The sequence below is a fragment of the Bifidobacterium cuniculi genome, assembly GCF_000741575.1.
In the GTDB taxonomy this organism is placed as follows: domain Bacteria; phylum Actinomycetota; class Actinomycetes; order Actinomycetales; family Bifidobacteriaceae; genus Bifidobacterium; species Bifidobacterium cuniculi.
Genome location: NZ_JGYV01000001.1, coordinates 270422 through 286927, shown reverse-complemented (window position 1 = coordinate 286927; position 16506 = coordinate 270422). Strand labels below are relative to the sequence as shown.

21 protein-coding genes and 1 tRNA gene are annotated in these 16506 nt (G+C 63.9%); all 22 read right to left on the bottom strand.

Annotated features, from left to right (window positions below):
* Window positions 1-2: 2 nt before the first annotated feature.
* The 22 genes from BCUN_RS01285 to BCUN_RS11230 all read right to left on the bottom strand — a co-directional run bounded on the left by BCUN_RS01285 (window position 3) and on the right by BCUN_RS11230 (window position 16402).
* Window positions 3-959: a GH25 family lysozyme gene (locus BCUN_RS01285; RefSeq protein WP_033515130.1), complete on the bottom strand. Its 957-nt coding sequence runs from the start codon at window positions 957-959 to the stop codon at window positions 3-5.
* 57 nt (window positions 960-1016) lie between these two features.
* Entirely contained in the window at window positions 1017-1364 is a 348-nt protein-coding gene (locus tag BCUN_RS01280) for a hypothetical protein (protein WP_033515128.1), read from the bottom strand.
* Between the two features lie 14 nt (window positions 1365-1378).
* Window positions 1379-1897: a hypothetical protein gene (locus BCUN_RS01275; protein ID WP_033515126.1), complete on the bottom strand. Its 519-nt coding sequence runs from the start codon at window positions 1895-1897 to the stop codon at window positions 1379-1381.
* 12 nt (window positions 1898-1909) lie between these two features.
* Entirely contained in the window at window positions 1910-2182 is a 273-nt protein-coding gene (locus BCUN_RS01270; RefSeq protein WP_033515124.1) for a hypothetical protein, read from the bottom strand.
* A gap of 1 nt (window position 2183) precedes the next feature.
* A complete protein-coding gene (locus BCUN_RS01265) occupies window positions 2184-2792 on the bottom strand; it encodes a hypothetical protein (RefSeq protein WP_033515122.1) in 609 nt (202 codons plus the stop codon).
* A 15-nt stretch (window positions 2793-2807) separates the two neighbouring features.
* Window positions 2808-3080 (bottom strand): hypothetical protein, encoded by a 273-nt coding sequence (locus BCUN_RS01260; RefSeq protein WP_033515120.1) that lies wholly within the window; start codon window positions 3078-3080, stop codon window positions 2808-2810.
* Window positions 3077-4180 carry a hypothetical protein gene (locus BCUN_RS01255; RefSeq protein WP_156100107.1) on the bottom strand — a complete coding sequence of 368 codons (1104 nt, stop codon included), beginning with the start codon at window positions 4178-4180 and terminating at the stop codon, window positions 3077-3079. The genes BCUN_RS01260 and BCUN_RS01255 overlap by 4 nt, the downstream gene beginning before the upstream one ends.
* Window positions 4161-6446: a fibronectin type III domain-containing protein gene (locus BCUN_RS01250; protein WP_081895458.1), complete on the bottom strand. Its 2286-nt coding sequence runs from the start codon at window positions 6444-6446 to the stop codon at window positions 4161-4163. Before BCUN_RS01250 ends, BCUN_RS01255 begins: the two co-directional genes overlap by 20 nt.
* The gene (locus BCUN_RS11235; RefSeq protein ID WP_051920436.1) at window positions 6443-10135 is read right to left on the bottom strand and encodes a tape measure protein; all 3693 of its coding nucleotides are present in this window, start codon (window positions 10133-10135) and stop codon (window positions 6443-6445) included. The genes BCUN_RS01250 and BCUN_RS11235 overlap by 4 nt, the downstream gene beginning before the upstream one ends.
* 21 nt (window positions 10136-10156) lie before the next feature.
* Window positions 10157-10540: a hypothetical protein gene (locus BCUN_RS01240; RefSeq protein ID WP_152598024.1), complete on the bottom strand. Its 384-nt coding sequence runs from the start codon at window positions 10538-10540 to the stop codon at window positions 10157-10159.
* On the bottom strand, window positions 10501-10851 hold the full coding sequence (locus tag BCUN_RS01235) for a hypothetical protein (RefSeq protein WP_033515112.1): 351 nt from the start codon (window positions 10849-10851) through the stop codon (window positions 10501-10503). Before BCUN_RS01235 ends, BCUN_RS01240 begins: the two co-directional genes overlap by 40 nt.
* Before the next feature lie 73 nt (window positions 10852-10924).
* A complete protein-coding gene (locus BCUN_RS01230) occupies window positions 10925-11527 on the bottom strand; it encodes a hypothetical protein (protein ID WP_152598023.1) in 603 nt (200 codons plus the stop codon).
* Between the two features lie 17 nt (window positions 11528-11544).
* Complete coding sequence (locus tag BCUN_RS01225) at window positions 11545-11931, bottom strand: hypothetical protein (protein ID WP_033515110.1); 387 nt, start codon at window positions 11929-11931, stop codon at window positions 11545-11547.
* Window positions 11931-12173 (bottom strand): hypothetical protein, encoded by a 243-nt coding sequence (locus BCUN_RS01220; protein WP_033515108.1) that lies wholly within the window; start codon window positions 12171-12173, stop codon window positions 11931-11933. The genes BCUN_RS01225 and BCUN_RS01220 overlap by 1 nt, the downstream gene beginning before the upstream one ends.
* Entirely contained in the window at window positions 12170-12505 is a 336-nt protein-coding gene (locus tag BCUN_RS01215) for a hypothetical protein (protein WP_033515106.1), read from the bottom strand. Before BCUN_RS01215 ends, BCUN_RS01220 begins: the two co-directional genes overlap by 4 nt.
* Window positions 12492-12908 (bottom strand): Gp19/Gp15/Gp42 family protein, encoded by a 417-nt coding sequence (locus tag BCUN_RS01210; RefSeq protein ID WP_033515104.1) that lies wholly within the window; start codon window positions 12906-12908, stop codon window positions 12492-12494. The genes BCUN_RS01215 and BCUN_RS01210 overlap by 14 nt, the downstream gene beginning before the upstream one ends.
* A gap of 14 nt (window positions 12909-12922) precedes the next feature.
* Window positions 12923-13180 carry a head fiber protein gene (locus BCUN_RS12595; RefSeq protein WP_033515102.1) on the bottom strand — a complete coding sequence of 86 codons (258 nt, stop codon included), beginning with the start codon at window positions 13178-13180 and terminating at the stop codon, window positions 12923-12925.
* Window positions 13181-13182: 2 nt separating this feature from the next.
* Complete coding sequence (locus tag BCUN_RS01200) at window positions 13183-14064, bottom strand: phage major capsid protein (protein WP_033515100.1); 882 nt, start codon at window positions 14062-14064, stop codon at window positions 13183-13185.
* A gap of 19 nt (window positions 14065-14083) precedes the next feature.
* On the bottom strand, window positions 14084-14536 hold the full coding sequence (locus BCUN_RS01195; protein WP_051920433.1) for a hypothetical protein: 453 nt from the start codon (window positions 14534-14536) through the stop codon (window positions 14084-14086).
* A 70-nt stretch (window positions 14537-14606) separates the two neighbouring features.
* Window positions 14607-14689 (bottom strand) — tRNA-OTHER (locus tag BCUN_RS01190).
* A gap of 56 nt (window positions 14690-14745) precedes the next feature.
* Window positions 14746-14979, bottom strand: a complete 234-nt coding sequence (locus BCUN_RS01185; RefSeq protein ID WP_033515098.1) for a hypothetical protein — start codon at window positions 14977-14979, stop codon at window positions 14746-14748.
* 7 nt (window positions 14980-14986) lie between these two features.
* Window positions 14987-16402: a VG15 protein gene (locus tag BCUN_RS11230; protein ID WP_051920431.1), complete on the bottom strand. Its 1416-nt coding sequence runs from the start codon at window positions 16400-16402 to the stop codon at window positions 14987-14989.
* Window positions 16403-16506: the final 104 nt, after the last annotated feature.

The window sequence follows — 16506 nt, the reverse complement described above, 5'->3', positions numbered from 1 at the left end:
GGTTAGTACTTGATGATCTGGCCGGGGTAGATCAGGTTCGGGTTGGCAATGTTGTTCTTGGCCACCAACGCGTTGACCGTGGTGCCCAGTCGCGCTGCGATGGCTGTCAGGTTGTCGCCGCTCTTGACGGTGTACGTGCGCGCCGTGGCCGTGGAGACGCCCATCTGCTTGTTGACCTGCGCCTGCACGGCAGCAGCGTCGTATCCGGCGGCCTTGAGACGGTTGACGCGGTCCTGCCCGTTGCCCCACTTGCCGGCGATGACCTCCCTGGCGACCTCGGCGACGCTCTTCTTCGCCGGGCTCGCGGCGGCCGGCTTCGATGCAGCCGCCGGCTTGGAGGTCGCAGCAGTGGGGTTTGCGTACTTCTTCCAGGCCGGCGCATCCATGTACGCAATGTTCAGGTCGAGATCCCCCGCATAGCCGTTGAGGCGTCCGGCAGCGGAGTACTGGCGGATCGCGCACGCATAGGCGCCTTCGTTCCACGGGTGCGGCTGGTATCCGGTCTTGTCGTAGTTGGCGTACTGGGCGATCCACAGGCCGCAGTTCTGCCGGTCCGCGACGGCCTTCATCTGCGCGTAGCGGGACTGCATGCCGTAGATGATCGGGTTGACGCCGGTCAGGCGCTTGACTTCCTTGACCAGGTTCTCCAGGTAGGTTTCGTTGCCCCACTGCGCGTTCTGTTCGGCTTCCCAGTCGATCGCGAGGATCGCGTCGCCGACCCAGTTCCTGATGGAGTCCACGAAGTGCTTCGCCTCGGCCGCGTAGCCGCCGGATCCGTCCACGTAATGGTACAGGCCACGCAACCGACCCGCCGCCTTGGCCTGCTCGTACTGGCGTACGCAGTCCGGGCTCACGTAGCTGTTGCCCTGCGTGGCCTTCATGATGACGAAGTCCGCGGGCACGACGGCCAGGTTGATGCCGTTCTGCCAGTTCGACACGTCGATGCCGTTGAGGGTCATGATGGTTCCTTCCTGATAAGGCAGTGCCCCGACCTGTCGGCCGGGGCACTGCATGGTTTATTTGGCTGGGTCGGGCGGATAGTTGCGCATGCCGCGCAGATCGTTGATGATGCGCGTGCCCGCACCGTTGCCGCCCAGTTCGGCGTACGCGACGTACACTTCCTCGGCTTCCTCCAACTCGTCAAGGTCGATCCATCCGCGCCGTACCGCATCCCGGTGCAGATCCTTGAGGATCCGCAGCCCGGAGTGCCTGGAGAGCACGTTGCGTGCCTTGACCTTGGGATCCTCCTCGAGGTCGCGTCGTCGCCGCCATGATTCGATGAGGTGTTGGGTGATGGCGGTCAGGGCGCCGCCGAGCACGCCGGAGCCGCACATGGCGAGGACGATCTCGACCCAGATGTTCATGCGCGGCTCCCTCCTTACGCGGGCAACGTCGAATAGTCGAAGTAGTCCAATCCCATGAGCTGCAGCTGATTCCAGTCGTCCTTGGTGCACACGATCAGGTCGCGCACGCCGATGGTGGCGCCGGCCGTGCGGGAGCGCACGCACCAGCTGAGCGTGCAGGCGGACGGCACCGTGAACTCGACGGTCAGCAGCCGCTCCCCCGCAGCATCGGACGTGGCGGCCGGCTTGGTCGAGAGCACCATGGCGCCGTCCCTGACGGGCACGAGCACCGCCTGCGCCTGCGTGGTCGCTTCGGACTTGACCTTGACCGCGAACACGAGGTCGCCGGCGGGCACGGCGATGCCGTCCTGCCAGCCGGCCAGGTCGGACGTGTCCACGTTCGCACCCTGGTAGACACGTGACAGGGCACTGTCCGTCGAGGCGAACATGTTCAGCCAGCCGTTGCTGTCGCGGCGCGTGGTGCAGTTCATCGTTTCGGTGGCGTCGGTGGCCAGACGGGGGTCCGGCGCCCAATTCGTGAGCGTGGTTTGCATAGTGGTCTCCTTCTAGATCAGTTCGGCCGTGAACATGTAGCTCATGACGCTGGGCGACGCGTCCGGTCCGCCCGTGGAGCACGTCACCCAGTTGCACTTGTCGCAGGTGGCCCATTTGAGGGTCATGGCACTGGGCGAGGCGTCCTTTCCGCCGGTGGCGCGCGTATGCCAGTCGGACAGGCCCCAGAACGGCTCCCATGCGACGGTGGGACCGGCGGAGAGCTTGTATGGCTGCCCGTTCATGTAGGCGCCGGCCATCTGCCGGCCGGCCAATACGGCACCCATGTCACGCCTCCTTGTCGGCCGAGGCGACGTCGTCCGTGTCGTCGTCGGCCGTGGATTCCAGGGTGGTGCCGCCGACGGCCACCACCGTGTCGGGCAGCAGTGTGGCCGAACCGCCGGACACGGCCGTGCCCGCCGACGACAGCACCGGGCCCACGCTCGACACGCTCGTGGCAGTGGTCGTGTCGGACGGATACACGACCAGCACATGCGGATACTTCGCAGACAACGCGGCCGCGGCCTGGGCGCTGGACGCGACCATGACCTGGAGGACCTGCCCGTTCTGCATGCTCACCGGCACACCACTGGCCGGGTTGACGTCCGGCAGGTCCGTGTAGTTGATCGTTTCCTCGGACGCGGGGATCTGCACGTAGCGGGTGTATTCCTGCGCCGTGCCGGGCAGTTCGGTGACCGCCCAGACCTGTGCCGAGGACATTTTCGGCAGGGACACGTCCGTGACTCCGTCCGAGTCCAGGGACTGCTCGAAATACTCGGGCACGATCATCGTGGTGCCGGTCTTGATACGGGATACGGGCTGGAGCCGTACCTTCCCTTCCACGGGGACGGCACCGGAAGATTCGACCTTCTTGAGGACGATATGGATCTTTGGCATGGTGGGGGTTCCTTTCTACTGGGTGAGGATGGCTATGGCGGTGGTCAGGTGGCCGACGGTGAGCAGAAGGACACGGTCACCGCTTTTGGCTGCCGCGCAGTTGGTGGTGTAGGGCACGCTCATGGCGGCCTCCTGCAAGATGACGGGCAGGACGTTGTCGGCGGGAGGCCCGGCGCAGGTCGCCCAGTCGAAGCCGGGCACGTCGGGTGGTGCCAGGCTGTTGGCCAGGGTTTGTGCGAGGGTCTGTCCGGCGTCTCGGGCCCGGTACGCGTCCTGGTTCATGCTCATGTGGTTCCTCCTCTCTGGAAGCTCCTGGCTTCGCATTCGACGGGCAGTCCCGCCTCGAGTCTGATTTTCTGGGTGCGGATTGCGAAGTCCCCTTCGATGCCGCCGCTTGGGTAGTCGAGGTGGATGACGTCGCCGACGTTGATGGGCGCGTAGATGTGGGTGAGGGTGACGCGGTGGATGACGGCCTGTGCGGTGGCGAGCAGTTCCTTGGCTTTTTGGTTGGCCATGGTCTTGAGCTGCGCGTCGGTCTTGCCGTCGGGTACGTCCGTGTACGTGTACGTCTTGGAGATGACACGGCCACGGGTGGGGATGCTGAACTCGCCAGCGGTTTCGTCGCGTGCGATGCCGATGATTTCCTTGGCTTGCGTGGCGTAGATGACGCGCACCTGGTTGGCGGTGTCGAACCAGTCACGTTCGTCGGTCATGCTTCGCAGGAACCGGGCGCCCTCCCCTTGCACGAACTCCCAGGAGGGGGCACGCTGTGCGGGGTCCCGGTATGGGGTGAGCAGGACACGGCCCCACGGGTCGGTCGCCGCGGCGGACCATCCGGCCAGGTCCAACAGTGCGTTGATCGCGTCAAGCTTGCTCTTGTCCTTCGTGTCGCCGGCGCCGAAGGTCCAGGCGGCTCCCATCCGGTAGGCGCACGCGTCGTGCGCGGCGACGGTCAGGCCCGCCTCGCGGATGGTCTTGTCGATCCAGTCCATCGGGTTGGCGCCCTTGGCGATGCTGACCGGCCCGGTGAACTGGTCGTCGTCCAATTCCCGCAGACGCCCATACAAGGTCAAGGGAATGTTCACGTCCGCCCCGCCGGTGACCTGCCGTTTGGGGCCATCCGCGAGGAACGTGCCCAGGGGGATGCTTTCCCCGGTGCCGTCACTGTAGGCCAGGTCGGCCCAGATGCGCAGCAGGTCGGCGCCCAGGTCGGTGTCGCCGACCAGTTCGAGCGTGGCCTGTTCGCCGACGGTGGTGTCCTGGTTGCGACTGATCGACCCGCCCGACACGACCGTGGCCAGTTGGCCGGTTTCCTGGCCGCTGGCCCGGTCGACGCGCATGACACGCAGTCGCATGTCGAACGGCATCCTATGATGCGTCAGATCCATCCGCACCCTCCTCGTCCGTTCCGTCCGGCGCGTCGTCCTCGTCGAGCCACCACATATGTGGATCCTGCCAGACGAGTTCGTCGCAGTCCGCGTCGAAGTCGACCATCTGCCCGTCAGCCGAAAGCGACTGGCTCATGGAGACGCGCACATACATGACGGGGCCGCCCAGCAGGCGCAGCCAGCCCTGCGCATACGTGCGCGCCAGGCCGCGGATACGCCGGTACAGGGTCGCATCCCACAGGTAGCTTGAGGTGACGCTGACCGTGTTGTCCAGGTCGCCCGAACCGTAGGAGACGGGCAGCCCCGTGTCGTCCGCGAAATGGTATTCGCTGGTGTCCAGCTGTGGTTTCTCGGACACCTTCCATGCGCCGCCCACGACCACGCACTCATCGGCGTCCGGTCCGAAGTTCAAGACTGGCCCGTCGGCGTCGATGAACATGCCCGTGTTCGCTTCGGCGATGGCACCGGAATCGGCGTGCGCGACGACACGGTACGCGTAGTCGACATGCAGGGGCGGCAGCCGGTCGGTGATCATCTCACCCTCTGCCAGGTGCGGCGCCACCAGGGTGGACGATCCCTGCACGTCGCGGTACACGCTGAGGTATTCCGTGGCGGGCTTGCCGTCCTCGGTGCCGGCGTGCACGGTGACGGTCACCCCGTACCCGGCGTCCAGGTCGCATTGCGCGGATGGCACGGCCGGCGGGTCATAGTCGACCGTGACCAGTTGCGTGGCCGTGGTCTGCAACGAGGATCCCGACAGGACCGTGATGGAGACGAGCAGCTGCGCCCCCTGGGATGGTGTGTACTGGTCGGCGCGGATCGTGGCATGGCGTACGCTCGTGCCGGGTTGCACCATGAACACGGGCGGTCCGTCACCATCCGTGATTGTCAGCGTCTGCCGGGCGATGCCATCCCCGTCAGACACGCTCCACTCCACCTCGATAGGCAGGCCGCGCACCACATTGTCGCCGTTGATGGGGTTGAGGGTGACCATGGGCGGGTTCGCGCACCGCCACGAGTGCACGCTGCTCCACGCACCCCACTCGGCGTCCACGCCCTTGGTGCGCACACGCACCGTGTACTCGCCCGGCGTCGGGCAGGAGCATTGCACACTGGTCGCGGTTCCGGATATGTCGATGGTTTCGTTGCCGCCGCCGATGGGCTTGGTGACCTCCACCTGCGCAGCCGACTGGGCGGACCCGTCCGGATGGCTCGGCTTCCATTCGATCGTGGCCACCTGGCCGATGGGCAGCACACCCATGGGTGCGAGGATCGTGGGCGCGGCCGGCGGCTGCATCGTGGCGACCGTGTTCGACTGCTTCCAGGCGGATACGAGTTCACCCTTGGTGGTGTCGTTGCCGTAGACGGGACGGCTGACGATGACGTCGTAGGCGACCGTGGCGGCGGGCGCCGCACTGTCCGTGTATGTCGCCTTCCCGGAGACCGGGGTCTCCCATTTCAGGTGGGTGCGGGTGCCGTCCACGACGCGGTCGATGCGCACCATGTATGCGAAGGTGTTCGACGCGTCCACGCTCACCTTCACGCTCGTCGCACTCGTCTTCGCCGCCGTGACGGTCTTGGGGGCGGCGGGCGTGGTGTAGATGAACGCGGAGTCCACGTGCGTGGACTCGCCTGCCGGGTTCGTCGCGTACACGGTGAACTGGTAGCATGCGTTCGCTTTCAGGCCGGTGAACCGGTAGCTGGTCGCATCCCAGTTGAGCGTCGCCTTACGAGACCACGCACCCCAGGCGCCACCGCCGACACGTTGCCGCATCCACACCTGCAAGCCGTGCCATGGTTTCCTGGCGGCATTGTCCCACGCAGCCTGCCACGTGCACAATACGGCGGAGTCGCTTTCTCGCTTGTAGGACACGTTCCTGGGCGCGTTTGGCTTCAAATAGGCGACGCCGGCGACAGAGACCGCGCAGGACGCGGACGACGAACCGGAATTGAAGGAGCTTTGCGTGATCGTCGCCGAACAGGTGATGTTGCGCGCATTGTCGCCCTTGGAGACGGTCACGTCCTTACGGCAGATGACCGTCTCCCCGTTCTGGGTGATGTTCACGCTGCCCGTGGCGGACGCGGACTGCCCGTTGCACGTGACCTTGCCCTGCACGCCGTTGATCTGGAAGTACCAGCCGTTGACCGCCTGGAAGCGTGCTTCCACGCGGATGGTCGCGGTCGTGTCGGTCTGGGAAAGCACCCATGCGGATATGTGGCAGCGCCACGAGTTCGCGATGATGCTGCCGTACCCGTCAGCCATCATGTCCTCGCTTTCAGGCTCACGCCGCACGCGGCCACCAGCTCGTCCAGCAGAGTGGCCAGGCGACGGTCCGCGTCCAGGCGTTCACCGTTGATCTCGATCGTGTAGTTGACGGTCTTGCCCGCCGGGTACGCGTCCACGGGGCTGATGCCATCCCATGGGACGCTCAGGCGCAGGTTCGCGACTGCCTCGTCCAACTGGGCTTGCAGGTCGAAGCCGACACCGTACTTGCCGGTGTTGGCACTGTTGGCGCTCTGGTAGAGGCGGCCCATGGCCCGGTCCATGGTCTTGACGGCACCGTCGGTTTCATCCTCGATGCCCTGCGCCATGGCCTGCATGATGGACCGGCCCGAGTACAGCGTCCACCCGTGACCGGAGAACGGGCCTTCCTTCGCCGGGGAGAACGGCAGCAGGTTACGAAGCGACTGCAATCCGTCGGACAGCATGCCCTTCACATGGTTGAACGCGCTGGAGATGCCTTCGCCCAGACCGTTGATGATGGAACGGCCCGAGTCGACGAGCCACTGGCCTGCACCCGAGAAGAACCCGGTGATCCTGTCCTTGATGCCGCGAACGGAGTCCATCACGTTGTTGATGCCCGTAGACACGCCGGACTTGATGCCTTCCCAGACGTTGCCCATCTTGGTTTTCATGGACTCCCATCCCGAACTCCAGTTGGACTTGATGTTGCCCAACCCGTTGGAGATATTCGTCTTGGCGTTGTTGATGCCGTTCGAACAGTTGGTTTTGATGGTGTTCCACGCGTTGCCGCACTTCGACTTGGTGTCTTCCCAGCCGCTCGACCAGTCGGACTTGAGCTTGCTCATGCCGTCGGACACGTTGGTCTTCGTCTCTTCCCACTTGCTGGCCACGCCGGACTTGATGCTGTCCCATGTGTCCGAACACTTGGATTTGACGTTCTCCCATCCTTCGGACCATCCGGTCTTGATCTCCTCGAACTTGGAGCCGATGCCGTCCTTGACCTCGTTGAACTTGTCGGACACGGTGGTCTTGATGTTCTCCCAGATCTCACCGGCCTTGTCCTTGATGCCGTTCCATATGTTGTTCCACACCTCGCCAAGGGCGTCCTTCGCGGCTTCCAGTCCTTCACCGACCGCGTCGAGGAGGTCATGGCCGAGCTGTCCCCAGTCGGTTTCCGCGAATCCCTCGCACAGGGCGTTGAAGATATCGGGGATCGCCTTGAGCAGTTCGGGGATGGCCTTGATGAGGCCTTCCGCGAGCGCGATCATCAGGTAGACGGCTGCTTCGATGATCATGGGTAGGTTGTCGATGATGCCTTCCACGATTGCTTCGAGGATCTTCGGCAACGCCTTGGCGATTTCCGGCAGTGCCTTGACGAGTCCGTCGATGAGTGCGAGGAGCAGGTCGACGCCGGCGTCGATGATGGCGGGCAGGTTCTCGGTGATGCCGCCGACCAGGGCGTCGATGATTTCCGGCAAGGCTTCGACCAGGGCGGGGATGGCTTGGATGAGGCCGTCGACCAGGGCGTTGAGGATATCGACGCCTGATTCGATGATGTCGGGCAGGCTGGTGGTGATCGCGGTGACCAGGGAGTCGATGATTTCCGGCAGGGCGGCCACGAGGACGGGGATCGAGTTGACGAGGCCTTCCACGAGTCCTTGCAGCAGTTGCATGCCTGCGTCGATGAGCAGGGGCAGCTGGTCGATGAGGGAGGTCACCAGGGTTGTGATGGCGTTCACTGCGGCGGGGATGAGTTGGGGCAGGGCGGCGGCCAGTCCGGTGACGAGCGTGTTGATGGCCTGTCCGGCCATGGTGGCCAAGGAGGGCAGCATGGCGGTGATGCCGTTGAGGATGGCGAGGATGATGTCGCTGCCGGATTGCATGAGCCCGGGCAGGCTGTTGGTGATCCATTCCATGGCCTTGCCGATGGCGTCGGTGAGTTTGGCGACCAGGTTGGATGCCATTTCCGCCGCTTTGCCGCCGGTGGCTTCGTTGATCATGCCGATGCCGGCGACGAGGGCTGCGGCGATGGCACCGATGCCGACGAATTTCATGAAGTTGCCGGGGCTGAAGAAGCTGGTGAGCATGCCGCCGACCTTGTCGAGGCCGCCCTTGAGCTTGGGGCCGACCATGTCGCCGATACCGCCGAAGATTTCCCCGACGGGTGCGAGCGCACCCTTGACCTTGCCGCCAAGCGATGACATGGAAGACGTGATTTTCCCACCTAGGGCGCCGAGGCTGCCGGCGATCTTGCCGCCCAGGTCCTTGACCGAGGTCACGACTGGGTTGTTCTCGAAGGAGAATGCGAGTCCGGCCATTTTCTCCGTGATCGCGCCCTTGACCTTGGCGGCGCCGGTACCGATGCCGGTCTTCATGGCATCGAATACCTTGCCGACCTTGGAACCGAGTTTCGTGTCGGCAAGCTTGTCGAAACCGTTCTTGAAGTGGTCTCCAATGCCGGATAGCCCGTTCTTGATGCGTTCCGCCGCCGATGTGAACGTGTCGCTGTCCACGAGCAGCATTTCGCGGATGTCCTTGTCGAACAGTCCCTTGAATCGGGTGATTATGCCGCGGCCGGACTCCAGATGTTCGGAGATCTTGCCGGGCAGTGCCTTGAACGCGTCACCGGCCTTGGCCACCGCACTGTCGGCGCCGTCGGCGAACTGGTTGACCGCATCCAGGAGCGGGTTGATGTTGCCGCCGACCGCGGCGAGGGTGGCGAAGCCGCCGGCGAGCAGCCCGAGTTGTCGGCCGAGGTCCTGGATGGTGATCTCGCCCGACTCGAGCTTCTTGGAGAACTCATCAATATGGATGCCGGCCTTGTCGACGACATCACCGAACACGGTTTCGAACTGCTTCTGCAACGGTTTGAACGCGCCGGCGAGCTGGTCCACGACGGGAATCAGCTGGTTGGCGAGCTTGGTGGCACCCTTGATCAGCGGCGTGCCGAAGCCCTCGCCCACACGGGACAGGGCGGCCTTGATGTTGGCCATGGCGCCGTCGAAGGATTCGCCGGCGCGTTGCGCGGCACCACCGAAATGCTCCTGCATCGCGGCGGAGAAATCCTCGAAGCTCACCTTGCCGTCGGACACCATCTCGCGCGCCTCGTCGGCGGTGATGCCGTAATGCTTGGCCAAATCCTGCAGGACGGGGATGCCGGCTTCCATGAGCTGGTTCATCTCGTCGCCCTGCAAGTGCCCGGTGGCGGCGACCTTGGAGAAGATGGTGCCCATGTCGGTGAACTCGACGCCGGCGACCTGCGCCGCATCCCCCACCAGGGTCAGCGCGTTCTCCAATTCCTTGCCCTGCTTGACGCCGGAAGCGACCAGTTGGGCCGCCACGCTTGCGGCGTCACCCAGGCCGAACGCGGTGCCCTTGACGGACGCCAACGCGTCGGACATGATGCCGTCGATGCTCTTGGTGTCATGGCCCAACGCCTTGAGCTTGGTCTGGGCGCGTTCGATGTTCAGGGCACGGTCGAAGCCGCCCTTGGCTGCCAGTCCGACGACCGCGCCGCCGATGGCGCTGGTGGCGGCCACACCGATCTTGCCGATCTTGCCGAAGGTGCCGCCGAGCCGCTGCAGGAGGGTCTTGCTGCTCTTCGCGCTGCCCGTGGTGGTGGCGGTGTCGATGGAGCCTTCGATGGCCTTGCCCAGCCCCTTGGTGGAGGGCTGGATGATGATGTATCCGGTGCCGAGTTCCTGCGCCATCGAAGTATCCTCCCTGTTCGGTTATGCGTCTTGGATGCCGAGTCGTTCCTTGAGCCGGTTGCGTAGCTCATGGTTCGTGGCGTGGCGTGGTTCGCCGTCCCATGGCATGGGCTGCTGCCAGGGCGGTTCGCTGCGGCGCGTACTGGTTTGCGACAGTGCGTGCAAGGTGCGGTCGGAGCCGTCCGGGATCCACGCCCAGTCGGCGAGGACGGCGAACATGTGACCAGCATGGTCCTTGAGGGTTTCCTTGCACATGGCCCACGCTTCATGAAGGGGCGTGACGGTCAGGTCGAGGCGTTCATGCCACACCTTGAGCCAGTCGGCCTGCACGGCCCAGTAGTGCTCCTGGATGAGCCAGACAAGGGTCAGGCTTTTGGGTCCAGTTCCGTGGTGGCGGTCGCCCACGCGTCGAAGATGAGGCCCAGGTCACGGACCTTGTCGCCGCTCTTGCGGTCGAGTTCGCGCGCGAACTTGGGGTACTGCTTGGTGAGGAATGCGAGGATGGTCGCCATGAACGCCATCTTCTGTTCGTTGTCGAGGTTGTCCCAGCCCTGGCTGGCGGCGCCCATGCCGGCGATGATCAGTTCGATGGGCAGCTGGGTGGAGTCGTCCAGGCGGGGCAGGTCCATTTTCACGTCGCCGTACTGGATGCGGATGGGCCGCTGGTCGGCGTCCGGGGTGCGCGGAGTGGGGGTCAGGTTGATGGTGTCGCTCATCGGTGTCCTTCATGAACAGGGCCCCGCACCAGGTGTGCGGTGCAGGGCCGGTGGTGGTTTGGGATGGTAAGGGTCAGGCGCCCTGGGCGAAGCCCCACGCCTTGAAGAAGTATTTGTCCTTCGGGGCGTCGCGGAACAGTCGCAGGGTCATGCCGTAGCTCATCAGCTCGCTGATCTTCCACACGACGTCCTCGCGTTCGCCGACCTTCGCCTTGGGCACGTGCAGGACGATGAGGTTGCCGTCCTGGGTGAGCCCTGCGATGACGTACTGGGCGGCCTTGTTGCATTCCGCCTTGTCGATGGTGATCGCGCCGGTGGCGTCCACGGTGGTGTCGAAGTAGGTTTCGATGACTTCCTTCTTGGATTCCAGGCCGCTGAACTGCACGGTCCAGTAGCCTCCGGAATTCCAGGAGACGACGGTGTCGCCGTTGTGGGCGGAAAAATCGTTCGAATCGCCTGCTTCTGGGTGGATGGTGATGCCGTCCTCGGAAAAGTAGCCGAGGGGCTGCTTGCCGGATGCGGGCTGCCACTGGCCGTTCAACGTGCCGACGGATTCGCCGACCTCGTATTTGAAGATCGCGGCTTCCTTGATGAGTTTGACGAGTTCCGCATTGTTGCCGTCGGAGACGAATTCGATGCCGCCCGACGCCATAAGCTGTGCTTCAAGCTTATCCATGGTGTTCCTTTCGGTTGTTATTTCATGGCGACGGTGAGCATCACCGCGCCGTACACGTAGTCGACATCCGACTGGGTGTCGTGGGTGGTCATGGGGCCCGCCTGCAAATCCGCGTCGACCAGCGGCGTCTCGTGGCGGCGGGCGAGCAGGGCGCGCACCAGGGCGCGCCACATGCGATCCGCGTCCGCATGGTCGAGGATGCCCGCCGTGGACGAGTACGCGGACACGGTCAACGTCCAGTACTGGGAGACCGGGGTGACGGGCGCGCCCGCCGACAGGGTGAGGAACAGTTTGCGGCTTCCCGCGGGCATGTCGAAGCCGACGGGCACTCCGGGCACCGCATCCTGGGCGATGGCGAACAGCATGGCGGACGGGTCCTGTCCGAGCAGTCCGAGGCCGGCCATCAGACACGCACCTTGGCGAGCATGTCGGCCATCAGGCCGCGGTGCGCGTCTTCCACCGCCATGGGGATGGTGGCGACCACGTTGCCGCGGTCACCATCCTCGTTGCGGTACACCTTGATAGCCGGATGCACCTGCGCCATGCCCTCCACCTGGGCCTGCACGTCGTCCAACAGTTGCGTGTTGTGCAGCAGCTGTCTGGACACGTTCGCCCGGTTGAGCACGACCTTCACCTTGCCGCTCATAGGTCCTCCTTCAATTCCGCGTGCCAATGCCAGCCGACCACGCGGTCGCCGCGTTTCCACATGGCCGGGGACTCGGTGATCGTGGCCCGGTATCCGCGGATGCCGAGCACGTCACCGACACGCATGTCGATGTCCGCATGGCCGCGCGCATACAGGTCGAAGCCGTCGACCATGACGGTGCGTCCCGTGTCCAGGACGCGCTCCATGGCGACCGGGGCGACCAGCATGCGCGCCCGCCCGACGCGCTCCAGGGCACCCGGTACCTTGCGGCCGTCGACGAATTCGACCGTGGGACGGTACACGCACACCGTCTCGTAATCATCCTCGATCATGGGCGCATCCTTCCATGTGCACGTGGAATGCCTGCTGGCGGCCGATGCCCAGGCTGCGTTTCTCGCTGTCGAGCAGGTACAGGTCGCCGGTGGGGTTCGCGAAGGTCATGCCGTCCGTGAACGGGCCCGTGGTCTGGTTGACCTGGGTAACGCCCACGCCCACGCCGAGCGAGTCGGCGATCATGGCACGCTTGACCATCTGGCAGCAGATGCGTTTGAGCGTTGCCGCGGGCAGCTGCTGCCAGTGGGGTTGCAAGCCCATGATGATGTCGCTGGCGTCCTCCATGAGCGTCTCCACCAGTTCCTTCTCACCGGATTCGAAACCGTGCCACCGTTTGGCCAGGTCGTCGGGCGTGGCGAACGGCGGCGACGGCACCAGGTCGGGTGTCTGCTTGTCGCTCATCGCTGCTGCTCCTCCTACTCGGTTGCGATGATGCCGGCGGCGCGCAGCGAGTCGAGCAGTGCGTTGAACTGGTCGACGATCGTGTCCGCGGTCGCGTCGGCCACTGCATCGCCCTGCACGTCTTTCAGCGACGCCGCAGCAGTCGCTGCCGGCGCGTAGGGGGTGCCGTCCGGGTTGACCAGGCGTACGCGCGGGTCGAGGACCCGGGGCTTGTGCTTCTTGCCGTCATCAGTGACCACGAAGGTCTGCGGCGGGAACTGGTTGACAGCCATCGTCACACCTCCTTGAGGACGGTGAACGCCTTGGGGTCGAGGACCGCGTAGGAGAACATCGCCTCGGACCGGTACGCGATCTGGTTATACGCCTTCAGGTCCACGCCGGACTGGTCCGGGTCGCCGTATTCGATGACCTCGGCGGTGATGTCGCGCACCATGCCCCACTTGATGAGGTTGAAGTCGCCCATGACGGCGAGGACCTTGGTGGGGGTCTTGGCGAGCTTGCCGCTGACCGTGGTGCTGGTCGCGGTGGGTACGCCGTCGATGCTGCCCGCCATGTCCAGGTTCATCGGGATCTCCGGGTAGTAGCGCATGCCGGTGGTCGGTACGCGCAGCTTGCGCAGGTCCGCCGCCCACTTGCGCGACAGTGCCAGGCCGGACACGTCGTACTCGGCCAGCGCATCAGCCAGGGCGTCCATGTCGGCGATCGGGTCGTCGGTGACGGTCACCGCGTTCGCGGCGTCGGTCAGCGCGTCATAGCCGTCGAGCTTCACGCCGGTCTTGGGGTTGATGGCGTGGTAGATGACGTAGTCGAGGGCGCGGGCGATGGCCTTGGACTGGTCCTCCTGGATGCGCTGGATGATGCGGAAGCGGTTGTCCTCGTCCGCCCAACGCAGCTCGGAGGTGACTCGCGTGGTGGTCTGCACCTTGAACCGCTTGCCGGTCACGTACTTCAGGGACTGCTCGTAGGAGCCCTTCTTCTCGCCTTCGCCGATCACCTCGGCCTCCGCGTCACCGGTGAACAGCATGTATTCCTTGTCGGTGAACATTTCCGGCGTGCTCGAGCTGAGCTTGGCGATGGTGGACGTCTCGCCCACCTTGTTGACCACCGCGTCGGCGATCTCGACCGGCAGCTTGATCTTGCTGGTATCCATGGGCATGGTTGTTTCCTTCCTGGGGTTACTTGATTTGATCGAACAATCCGTTTACGAACTGGCGGGCCTGCTCGTCCTTGGGTTGCACGTCCGGCGTGCTGCCCTGGTTGGGCATGCCTTGCGGCTTGGGGTGTGCGTACTGGTCGAGCTTGCCGGCATAGGAGCGCATGGCCTCCTCGTCTTCGCCGACCAGCAGCTCGGCGGGTACGCCCGTCTCCTCGCTGACCTTCGCCGCCAGGGCGCTGCGCTCCTTGGCGGCCTCCGCACTGTCCTTGTATGCCTGGAGTTCGGCGAGCTGCCTGGCGCGTTCGGCGTCCTGCGCCTTGAGCTGTTCCAGCTCGTCGGCCTTCGCCTTGTTCGCCTTGGCCCGCGTCTCCCACTCGCGTGAATGCTTGATGGTCTCCTCGAGTTTCGCGGCCTGTGCCGTGTTGGTTTCCTCGAGTTCCTTGATCCTGGCGAGTGCCTCGTCGAGTTCCATGGGATTGTTCCTTCCTGATTGGGCCCCGTTTCGGGGAACAAAAAAGCCACCGTGCGGTGGCTTAGAGTCGTGGCTGGAGCAGGATTCGAACCTTGCGCAGGCTGATGCCGCCCGATGTGCATCGGGTTCCGTTGGCCGCTTGGATACCCAGCCGGATAAAAGAAACGCCACCATAGAATGGTGGCGTTTGGCGTACAGTTATCAGTCTTCTACGATTTCGCCTTGAGACGCGCATACTCCTCACGAAGGTCACGTGAGTTGAAGGCGACATGCTGCTCCATGAGTTCACGTCCCCTTCTTCGCACGTATTCCCATTCCTCATCGGTCAAAGACACGAAACCAGTACGCTCATGTGCATGAGCGATGGCCGCGGGATCCGTGATCTGTCGGAGTTCGCCCTCTTTACCGATGAAGCGGTCCATGTAATCGTCTTCGTATTCCATGATGCAATCATACCAATCGCAGATAGAGCATGATTCTTCCGTCGGACATGACGGAATAGCTGTCGTATTGCAGCACGCTATCCCGGGGCAACAATACTTCTTCCTGCCGTGTACGGGCTTTTGAGGAAGGCTGCAAGTACACGGCATGGCTTCCGGGAGGCACCAAGATGCGGGCGGCGATGCGTTCGCCATCATCCTTGACTGCCTTGATGCCGCCTTCGATCAGGCTTGTCGCCATGTATCCCGCGTGACCGTACACGGATCCTGGTCTCAAATCAGTCACTTGTGAGCTAGAGGTGATGTTGAAGGTCTTGATATTGAACAGTCGGTCCACGGTGAATTTTGTCATCGTGTCATGGTCCCGGAGAATCTCATCCATCATATCAATCCGTTGGTCAATCTCGGAGGTATGTGGAATGTTGCCGAACAGCGCATCATTGATGGAGCGGAAGGTGCCATCGGTCCATCCTCGCACAACTTTTAGTTTCTCAGCGCTACTGTATTTATCCCCACTTTTGGCGACTGTGGGGTCACTCAGCCGCTTCAGCTCATACTGTTTCGGCATGATCTGCTTAGTTGACCATGCGATATCTGGTTTGGGGAATACTCCATCCGTCATGTCACCCGGATGCGCGCGACGCATTACCTTGAGTATGAGATTCTCGCCGGCACCGGCTCCGGCACCGGCAACACCGTCCTGATACCAGGTCTGGTAACGCTCCACATCGTAGCCTTTAAGCGTCTGTCGACCCCAGCTGGGGATGACCTTGCAGTCGCAGTCCGCATGGTAGCGGCTGCCTCCCCTGCCGGCGGTCTCGTCGCTCAGGTACGCGAAGCCCCTGGAGGCGAGCATCATGCAGAACGCGCACGTCTTGGCACCCGACGGGACGCGCGCCCACCGCGGACGGGTGGGGTCGTGGCGCATGTCGTGCATGGTCTGCAAGCGGGCGCTGTTGCGCATCATGTCCGCGATGAACTGCTGCGCGTCGTCGATGTTCTCCATCGACGGCCACAAGTCCTGCATGGTCACGCCATACTTGGTGTGGCCGTTGATCGCGTCCTGGTATCGCATGCCGATGTAGCGTTCGTTGACCAGTTGGCTCTGGGTTTCCCACAAGGCACTGTTCACGTCGACCAGGCCATAGGAGTCCAACGGTGGCATGTCGACGCCGGCGTATTCCTTCCACGCTTCGCGTACCGCCTGGTAGTAGTCGTCGGCACGCTGCGCGGCCGTCTGAGTCCAATCGGTGACGATCTGCCGCCTATCCACCAGGCCGCGTTCCACGGCAGTCTCGATCTCGTCGGCGGCTTCCTCGACCATCAGGTCCAGTTCGTCGACATAGTCCTTGTACAGCTTGTCGAGCAGCGCCTGGAATTCCTGTTCGCGTCCCGGGGAGGCTTTCAGGTCGTTAAGGGCCATCATGCCTCCCCTCACTTAGCGCTATTTCTCTTCCAAGCCGGTGGCGTCCGTTTGGGGCATGCGCAGGCTCACGGGCACCGCGCCGGTGAATTCGACGCCCTGAAGGC